9 protein-coding genes are annotated in these 9941 nt (G+C 27.9%); 2 read left to right on the forward strand and 7 right to left on the reverse strand.

The features are described from left to right. Positions 1-14: 14 nt before the first annotated feature. From AC30RD_RS03585 to AC30RD_RS03615, 7 genes are all read right to left on the reverse strand, one after another. Positions 15-1922 carry a hypothetical protein gene (locus tag AC30RD_RS03585; RefSeq protein WP_489492868.1) on the reverse strand — a complete coding sequence of 636 codons (1908 nt, stop codon included), beginning with the start codon at positions 1920-1922 and terminating at the stop codon, positions 15-17. Continuing rightward, on the reverse strand, positions 1915-5355 hold the full coding sequence (locus AC30RD_RS03590; protein ID WP_489492869.1) for a DEAD/DEAH box helicase family protein: 3441 nt from the start codon (positions 5353-5355) through the stop codon (positions 1915-1917). The genes AC30RD_RS03585 and AC30RD_RS03590 overlap by 8 nt, the downstream gene beginning before the upstream one ends. A 260-nt stretch (positions 5356-5615) precedes the next feature. Continuing rightward, the gene (locus tag AC30RD_RS03595) at positions 5616-5939 is read right to left on the reverse strand and encodes a hypothetical protein (RefSeq protein WP_489492870.1); all 324 of its coding nucleotides are present in this window, start codon (positions 5937-5939) and stop codon (positions 5616-5618) included. Beyond that, a complete protein-coding gene (locus AC30RD_RS03600; RefSeq protein ID WP_489492872.1) occupies positions 5936-6382 on the reverse strand; it encodes a hypothetical protein in 447 nt (148 codons plus the stop codon). The genes AC30RD_RS03595 and AC30RD_RS03600 overlap by 4 nt, the downstream gene beginning before the upstream one ends. Then, positions 6376-6876, reverse strand: coding sequence for a hypothetical protein (locus AC30RD_RS03605; RefSeq protein ID WP_489492874.1), 501 nt, complete (start codon positions 6874-6876; stop codon positions 6376-6378). The genes AC30RD_RS03600 and AC30RD_RS03605 overlap by 7 nt, the downstream gene beginning before the upstream one ends. 108 nt (positions 6877-6984) lie before the next feature. After that, a complete protein-coding gene (locus AC30RD_RS03610; RefSeq protein WP_489492875.1) occupies positions 6985-7305 on the reverse strand; it encodes a hypothetical protein in 321 nt (106 codons plus the stop codon). A gap of 200 nt (positions 7306-7505) precedes the next feature. Further along, a complete protein-coding gene (locus AC30RD_RS03615; protein WP_489492876.1) occupies positions 7506-7946 on the reverse strand; it encodes a hypothetical protein in 441 nt (146 codons plus the stop codon). Between the two features lie 577 nt (positions 7947-8523). Here AC30RD_RS03615 and AC30RD_RS03620 point away from each other — a divergent pair. Together AC30RD_RS03620 and AC30RD_RS03625 are read left to right on the forward strand one after the other, a co-directional pair. Next, a complete protein-coding gene (locus AC30RD_RS03620; protein WP_489492877.1) occupies positions 8524-9786 on the forward strand; it encodes a type II toxin-antitoxin system HipA family toxin in 1263 nt (420 codons plus the stop codon). Beyond that, positions 9710-9941: helix-turn-helix domain-containing protein (locus AC30RD_RS03625; protein ID WP_489492878.1), on the forward strand; the 232-nt coding region annotated here is incomplete at its 3' end. The genes AC30RD_RS03620 and AC30RD_RS03625, both read left to right, overlap by 77 nt.

Here is a 9941-nt window from a genome sequence, read left to right on the forward strand (position 1 = left end):
TTTGGGTGACACTTTTATTTAGTTACATTCATTTCTTCTCTAAGCAGTTTTATAGGATATGGAAGAACTGTAATATCATTGGTTCTTACAAAACCAACTTCTAACATTTTAAAATACCACTCTTTTAAAGAATTCAGTTTTCTAATAACCGGGGAGTTATTTATTTTTGTATTTATTGCAAAAGATGTAAAAGCGTAATATTCATTATTTAATGGGTTTAATCTAATATCTTTTAAATAAGCTAAATAACCGTTATTTCCTCTTAATCCTGTTGTGTTTATCCTGTATCCATTTTCTATTAAAAATTTAGAAAACTTTTCTTTCTCCTTTTTTGATAGATTTTTTATTAAAAAACTAAAATCTTTTTCTTCATCAGCCCAAATTTTTAATATATTAAAAACATCTTTATCACAGTTATTTTTATATTTTTCAATCAATTTTAATTTTTTTTCCCTTTTTAGCAAAATTGTTTTTTTATATTTTTTATATTCGATATCTAAAGCTTTTATATCAGGCAAAGGCTTTTTTATAGTTTCATAAATTAAAACAATTTCATTATTCTCTAAGTCCAAAATCCCGTATTTTACTTTTTTTTCTTTTATAAGCTCATATGATAATTTTTTCAAATATCTATTGCTATAATCTTCTAATGAATTTAAAAATTGTATATTTCCATCTTTATCTATTCTCATTCCATATATTACAAATTTTCCTACTTCCATCTCATTTTTTAAAGCAAATAACAGATCTTTATTTATCCAAAAATTTTTTACTATTTTTTTATTCAAAAGATATTTTTTTAATAAAAGCTCTTTTAAAACTACATCTATATAGATTTTTGCATTTTTATCGGTTAGAGACTCTATTGCTTCAACAGTTACTATATTTGTTGCTATTTTTTTAAATTTTTTCTTTATCTCTTTATATGGATCTTCATTATCATTATTTTTATAGTAGTCTTTATTATGAAGTAAAATCAGATTTAAACACTCCTCTTGTGGTGCATTAGATAACTTTACTTTTGCATTTTTATAAATCTCAAATATTTTAATCAATTTTTCTTCACTAATTTTTGTATAATTAACGATATTTATATCATACTTCAAAGCTTCTTTTACAAACATATCTATATCTTTTTTAATATTTGATATTTTTCGTTTTGAAAATTTTTCAATACTCTCTTTTTTTAACTCAATTGTTACATAATCTTTCAAATAAAGTTCCACATCTTTTAAAAATTTTGCAACTATTCCTATTTTAGAAAACTCAAAATTTTTCCAATCAAAATATGGTATATTTATTTTTTTATCTTTTCTATGAGATTTTAAAAAGTATGCTTCATCAATATCAATCTCCATATCTCTAACTAACGCGGAAATTTTAAAAGTAAAAGGAATATATCGTTTTTTTATATTTTCACTTAGTTTTTTCCCTTTTGTAGCAACTCTTGCTCCAAAAGTTAGATAATACTTATCCTCATATTCTTCTATATCTATATTCAAAGTTTTTATTACATCTAAACCCTCTTCATTTCCAGCAAAATAAAAAAGACCATCAACTAAGGAGACACTTTCTTCATCAAAAAGTTTTATAGATTTTAATGACGGCAAAATTCTAATTAATAGTTTCAAAGTAACAATTTTTTTTACTCTCTCAAAATCCACCTCTTTAATGTCTGATATATACTTATAAAAAAAGTCTATATTAACTTTTTGCGTTTTTATTACAAAATATGCATTTCCGTTTTTAACAAGCGAATTGCTATTAAATATATTTTTAATCTCTTTTACTGCATTTGCAAAATCTCTTACACCTTTTTTCAATAAAACTCTATATATATAAAAATCCTTTCTTATTTTCTCCATATTAAGGTTGATTTCTATCTCATTTGTAAAAACATATTCAACTTTATTTTCATACATTAAGCCACCTTTTAAAAGAAGTATAATAGCTATCTACCAAATTTATGTTTATAGAATTTTTTTCAAAATCCAACATTGATGGAATTGAAACTATAGTGGCTTCATCTATAGAATTAACTATATTCATATTATCATCATAATATCTTAATCTTTTACTATTTTTAGAGTATATATTTGCAATTACAAGTTTTTTTATATTATATTTTCTTTTTTTTCTTAATAATTTTTCTGTCAACTCTTTCATATTATCATCTTTACATATCGTTGTGTCTTTATAAAACTTAAAATCAAAATAGACATCTTTATATCTTTTATCAAAAACTTCAAAAGAGTCTTTATCAAGATCTTCTAATTCAAGATCAAAAACATTCCTAAAAATATACTCTCCCACAATCTCGCCAAGTGCGCCCTTATAGATATTGTTATAAACTATTGGAGCCATTAAAAAATACCCCTCTTGCCAAAATGTTGCATATCCTTTTGATTCAAAATACTCTTTTAAAACCTTAATTTTCATAATCTGTTTTAACTCATCATCGCTAACTAACTCTCCAATTCTATCTTTTAACGAAACTTTTTTAATATCTCCAACATATTTACCTAAAAAGCTATACCAGGTTGATAAAATTGGTAACTTTACATATATATTAGGAACATTAAAATTTTTACTCCCAATTTCAATAGTATCAGTAGTTTTCAATGTAGGATATCTCAATACAATTTCTCTTAACTCTTGCCAATCTCTTATAGCTTTATCTTTAGTGTAATCTTCAGTGAAAATAGCACTCAGCATACCATCAATATCAGATTTTATTAGAGTATTTTTGACTGACACTTCATAGGTAAATCTATCATAGAGCTTTTGGGTTGTGTTATTAAAAGAGCTGTTTTCTAAAGATTGTTTAATAATTTTATTGAACTTATCAAGAAAAACCCCTTTTTTATATGCTTCACTATAATAGAAACTCTCTAAATATCTTTTAAAATACTCATCCATATAAATTTGTATTTTTTTATTTTTAAATGATGTTCTATTTAATCTTCCTATAGTCTGTATCACTAAATAAGCTATTTCATTGTTAAAAAAATCTTCAATATAATCATGATAAAATCTGTTTATTCTATTTTGAAAAAATCCTGAATTTTTCTTTAAAAAAATCCCCTCAATATCCTTTTTTCTTCTTTTTTTTAACTCCTCAACAAACTCTTTTGCATTATTGCTGTTTATATTGTAGCCTGGATGATAATATAAACAAAAATTATAAAGAGTTAGATAGTTATAAATATCTTCCATTAAACTATCTTTTGTATCTACAAAAAAAGTAGGTTTTTCAAGATAGATTCCATCAATATCTTTTAGATATACATCACTATTGAAAGAGCCAAATTGAACAACTTTTTTACCTAAATTTTTAGGGTCAAATTTATGTTTTAAATTCACTCCTTCCATTAACGATTTATAGGTAGTGATTAGAAAAAAAGATGTTCTATTTTCTAAACCTATATTTTTAAACTCGTTTGCCTTCACTTTTATAACAATATTGTCTACTATTTCAAAAAACTCTTCTTTTTTATACTCTAATTTTCCTTTTAATATCAGATAAGACACTTTTTTTGCAAAATTTATAATATCTTCGATATCATTTATTCTATTTCCAAAATATATAAAACTATCTATCTCCTTCTTTATCAAATGTCCATATAAAAAGCTGGCCAACAAATAAGCCAAACTAAGCGCTCTAACTTTCATAATGTCATTTTCAAACATCGACAATTCATTATTTATATAGTTTTCCAAAAAAATGTAGTCTATATCTGACAATAAATTAAATAAATTATCTTTAATCTCTTCTAAATTTTTTTTATGCGTTTCTGGAAGCCATTTTACCTTAATCTCTATACCTTTTTTTTCAATTATTTTGAGCTCTTTCATATATTTTTTTATCTTTTTTGTTTCCTCTTTGGTTAAAGTTTTAAATCTATCGCCAAGCTTTCTTTTTAAATACTCTAAATTGTAATTGTGTATCAAAGAGTTTATCTCTACAGTTGCGGAAACTCCGATTATTTTATTCTTTTTTGAGAGAGCAAAAATAAGATATTCCGGAGAAATGCTTAAATAATCAAAAAAAATATATGTATCTTCATTGTGATTGATATCATCTTGCAAAAAGCTGATTGAAAATCCCCTATCCCAAAAATCAACTATCTTATCTCTTTTAATATTTTGAACTCTTAAATTTGCATATACTATCCGTTTTAATATTTTATTTTTTTCTGTTTCGCTTAATTTATATCTATTCAATATTGTCTCTCTTGCCGCATAAATATCTATATTTTTATGAAACTTCTTATACTTTCTTGCCATTGATTCGAAAAAAATAGGAAAACCAAATGTTAGATAGTAAATAATCTGTCTTTCAAGTTGCAAAAGAGATTTACAACTACGTTTTTTGTTATGTTGAACAATTTCATTTTTATTTGTTTTATCATTAAAACAAAAATCGAGTCTGGAAGATGAAATATGAGGTATTACAATGTCTCCGTCACGCAAAATATAAGCTTCTTTTTTAACATCTGTTTTATTTACTATTGGATATGCAAGATGAAAATCTTTATAAATTTCATCTAAATATTTTTTAGTTTTTTCATAAAGCTTTTTAATTTCATCAATATTTGGAGGTAAATTATTAAGTTTTTGGTATATAGATAAAAAATCTGCTATTATATTATCCGATTTTATATCCTTTAAAAGAGCTTTAAGGATTCTCTCTTTTGACGCATCAAACTCATCTATAAAAATAATTTTATCTTTAATATTTAAAAAACTCTCTAATCCTTGTAGAGTAAAATAGCCACTCATAAATTTATCTGTATTTAAAAAGATAACATCATATTCATTTAAATATAGAGATGGGAAAAGCTTTTTTAACCAAAACTTGTTTTGTTGTAAAAGCTTTTTGTCTTTAAATTTACTTTTTATTAACTCTTTTAGTTTATTTACTTTATCTCTTTTAGTTTCTAAAATATCCTTATCATCTTTTAATTTAAAAATAATATGAAAAAAATTAGCAGCTTTATCAAACTCTTTTCTTAAATCACTACTTATTTTGTCTTTATATTTTTCATAAACTTTTTCATTTACAAAAAAATCTATTGCCAAGTCTATATCGCTCTTAAGATATAGTACTTTTTCTACAGCTTCTTTATTTGTATCTTGAAGCTTATCTAAAAGCATTTCATAAGGCTCTTTAACAATATTTTTTTTATTTGAAATAAAAAAAATCTGTCTATTAAATTTTTTATTTTTTAAAAGCTTGCTTATCGCTTCAATCATTGAATGGGTTTTTCCAGATCCTGTTGGAGACGAAAGCAAAGAGAGACCGTTTTCGTCTTTCGCATGATTTGTAAATATATCTACCAAAGGATTTTGCATAAATAGACTCCAAATAAGTGAAAAGAATCATTTTAAAAGACAAAAATAAAATTAGAATATTTCCTAGTTTTTAGAATAGAAAAAATTATATGTAGTTTCACATTAGCAACAAATATCTTTAAAATTGTCTTAATTTTAGAAAACTTTCTAAATTTTATGCTCAAATGTAAAAGAAACAAAGTGCATTATAAATTTCGTATCAAACAATAAATTAGATAAATAATAAAATAGAAAGAATTGACATATTTCTAATACTTTCTTTAAATTTTATAACCTTTACCTTCAAATACATTAATAAATTTTGCAGGGTCATCCAAAAGTTTTTTAAACTCTTCCCTAAAGTCTTTCGTTATATCAGGTTTTAGATTTTCAAGATCAAGGCAATACCTAAAACCCTCTTTCTCCTCGTAATCTTTTAACAACTTCATTACTATTGCAAGATTTTCAGCTCTTTGTATTTGTTCGATAAATTCATTAATATCAGTTTCTATTGTAAAATTATCATCATCATAGTGCATATCGGGTCTATCTTGCAATATTATTTTGATTACCACTTTCTTATTTTTTATATCAGATTTTGTCATTTTCTTTCCTTGTATAGATTCACCAAAACCCTCATATTCGAAACCGCCCTCTCGTCAACGGGAACGGGGTCGCCGTCTTTGTCGTAAATCGTATCTTCGATGTGTTTATACTTCGCCGTATATTGCGGAAAAGGCCTGTGAAACATCTCCAAATACCCGCTTTGGGTTACGTTTTTTAGCTGATTGTGGGTTACGGCCACCATATCGGACTCAACGGAAGGATTTATCTTGATAGTCAAATCTATGTTGCTCGAAAAAGGGGTGAGGATATGGGAAAAGGGCGTAAAATTGCTTGTGTCTATTTCACTATTAATAGGCTCACCTTCTACTATCTTATCTACGCTCTCCCCCGCCCTCTCGGCGTGGGGTTTGGCGATTTGTTGGATGCTATTTTCTTCTTTGTTTATTTCATTTTGTTTGTTATTAGATAATTCATCTACCATCTATTCATCTCCATTGCTGTTGTAGTGTTTATGCTTTGAGTTGCTTTTTTGATTTCTTGCGTAGTGTGGTCTTTTATAGTTCCTGTTGCCCTATCTAATGTTTTCATTAAACTTTTATAAGTGTCCATAATTGTATCTTGTAAAGTTTTATCATTTTTTCCTAAAACTTCATCATTTTTATTTAATGAATCAAACATTTCGCTAAGTTTTTTATCAAGCGCCTTTATCTCTTCTTGCAATATTTTTAAATCATAATTTCCATCTTCAGTTTTTACAACTGTTTCTCCCTCTTTGATTCTCGCTTCCAAATGGGGTTTCATCTCTTTTAAAAGTTGATGTATATCTTTCATCTCGTTGGCGAGTATTCTTATTTCGTTTTCCATTTTAAGCATTTTCTGTTCTATGTCCGCACAATTTTTGTTTTCCATTTTATACCCCTTTCTTTTTGCGATCCAAAGCTCAAATTCCGCTTGGATGATTTCGGTTTTATTCATTTTCTTCCTAAAAAATTTAGATTTTTAAAAATTATATAAAAAAAATCGGAAAAAACATATAGGAAATTTTATTTTTTTGCCGATTTTACTATTAATGGATGAAAAAATTTATCTCTTTTTTTCACTTTTGCTCTCTTTTATAAACACAACCGATCTTCTCTCTTTGTATTTTTCCGCCAAAACAAATCCCGCATATAACAAAAACAGTATCCCGAAACCGAAAAAATAGATAATCGCATATGTCGCCGGATAGAAATTTATCATTCCCAAAAGCGAATCGATCTTTTTGGCTATCGCAAAAAAAACGAAAACCGATCCCGTAATAAACGGAAAAAATACAACGACGAAAAAGACGGTTAAAATCGTGAAAACCCTTTTTTCTTTCATCCCTTTCATCCCTTCAAACCGTTTATCGAAAAAATCTCTCATTTTTCACCATACTCCTTTATTTGATATATGAAAAAAAAAGAATAAACATTGCGTTAAACAAAACGATTCCTATAAGCAACAAAGTTTCCGCAAAGCGGATTTTCGCCTCTAATCTGTTTTTTTTCATCAAACTCCTTTTTAAAAATTTTATTTTTTTATAGATTAAAACCGAGTGAATAATAGTTGCGTTATAAAAAAGGTTAAGCCTTTTTGGAAAAAGAGGCTCTGTGCGCCGCAATGTCCCTTTGGATCATTTGGATAACCGGTATGTGGTTTGCGCTTATGTCTATATCGATAACAGAATTGTCCTCCAGCACCACTTTCAATACCGCCTTATGGATAAGAGTCGATGCCATCTGATGAAAAGGCGTAGATCTAACCGCCATTTTGACGTCGCTCGCAAAATCTCTTTGCACTTCCATAAGTTTTATTTTTTTATAATAAAGCTCTCCGTCGTGCAAAAAGGCAAGATATGCGCCGTTATCGTCTTTTAGCGTAATAATTTTATAGAGTGCGTTTATATGGTGCATCTTTTTTAACCTCTCCCCGAACTCTTTTTTTATCTTGTCGCCCAATTTGCCCGTAGCGCCGATCCATAAAATTATCAGCCCGATAATGAAAAACAGAATAAGCCATCCCATTGTCAATCCTTTGCGAAAAAATTGTATTTACGTAATTTTATTTTTTTTTGTTTCGAAAAAAAAGAGGAAATTTCAAGAATTTGAGGCAATCCGCAAAATTTTTTTGATTTTATCTGCTATACCGGGTAATTTTTGTATAATTGTTTAGATTATACCGGGAGATATCAAGGAAGCTGGATCTACTTTAAGATATCAAAACTCTATCTTGTCAATATCCTTTTTGCCAACAACCAAAAAATGCTCTTTTTTGTCGTGCTTAACGGCTTTCGATTTTTGGATAAGCCTTTTTAAAGCCTTCTCTTTATCCACGTTTTCCTGATATTTGCACTCAATAAAAGCGATATTTTCGTCATCAAAAGCGACTATATCGATCTTTTTTCAATTCATCGATTCTGTCTATAAACATTATGTTCGCTTTCATTATGATTTGTTTCATAATTATAGCATATTTTTGTTTTTGCCCTAATAACAACCTGCGTGATTATAACCCGTGTGATTATATTATTTTTGTAAAAGTTATTTAACAATTGTTCGATTTTTTGGTATAATGTAAAATAATTTTTACAAAGGAAATGCGATGATAGAGATATATCATTCAAATAATTTAATCGCCGAATTAAACAAAGACGGCTACAAATATTTTTTGCGCTATTTGGATAACGTATCTTTACAGGATTCAATCTCTTTAAGAATGCCGGCAAATCATAAGTTTTATATAAACGAGCATTATCTGCATCCATATTTTGAGATGTATCTGCCTGAAGGCTATTTGTTTGAGATATTTAAAAACATTATCGCAAAAGAGTATGGCGAAGTTAACGATTTTTTAATTTTTTCGCTTTTAGCAAACAATATAGAAGGCAGGATAAACTTTAAAACCGAAAACGACAAAAAAGTTTTTATGCCTATCGATATAGAAGAGATCTTAAATTATGACAGCGAGGACACTTTTAAAAATATACTTGATAGATTTTTGGAAAAAAACGCACTTAGCGGGATTCAGCCAAAATCGATAGCCGTCGTAAAAGATAAGGAAAATATCGAAACCAAAGAGTATATTGTAAAAACTTGGGGTGACGAATATCCGTATTTGGCGGAAAACGAATATTTTTGTATGAGAGCTTTAAAAAAAGCCGGGATTGAAATACCCAATATCAAACTTTCCAAAAACAAAAAATTCCTTTTGATAGAAAAATTTACTTACGATAAAAACAGCAATGAGTATTTAGGTTTTGAAGAGGCTCTTGTTCTGCTTGGAAAGAATAGAGTTGGTAAATATAGGGGCAGTTACGAACAGGTGGCAAAAGCTATCTTAGGTTTTTCAACAAAAGAGGAATATTCGTCCAAACAGCTATATAAGACGATAATAATGAATTACCTGCTAAAAAACGGAGATGCCCATCTAAAAAATTTCGGAATCGTTTATAGAGACGATTTTAGCGATATCAGAATCTCGCCCGCTTACGATGTGGTAAATACGGTTGCTTATATATATAAAGACAAACCGGCTTTGACGCTAAACGGCAAGAAAATATGGTATGGCAAAAACGAGCTGATAGATTTTGGGGAAAAATATTGCAAATTAAGCCATAAAGAGGCTTTGGATATGTATAACGAATGTATTGAGGCTTTGAATATGTCGATAAACGAACTGAGAGAGTATATTAAAGAAAATTCCCATTTTAAAGAGATTGGAAATAGAATCTTAAATATTTGGAATTTTTCTTTGAAACACCATAATCAAAATTTCAAGGAGTTGCCAATTGAGATTATTCACGATAGGAAAAACGATAAGAAAACTTCGCAAAGAAAAAGGCTACACGCAAGAAGAGTTTTGTAAAATAGCAAATATTAGCCGTCCTACTTTATCCAAATTGGAAAACGGAGAGCTTGGGAACGTCAGTATCGCAAAATTTAACGCTATTTTAAAGCTTCTCGGTTACGAGCTTTGCATCGAAAGGTTCAATCCGTTTATTGCGCCCGATGATTTGGAAG

This window comes from Nitrosophilus sp. (genome assembly GCF_982775275.1).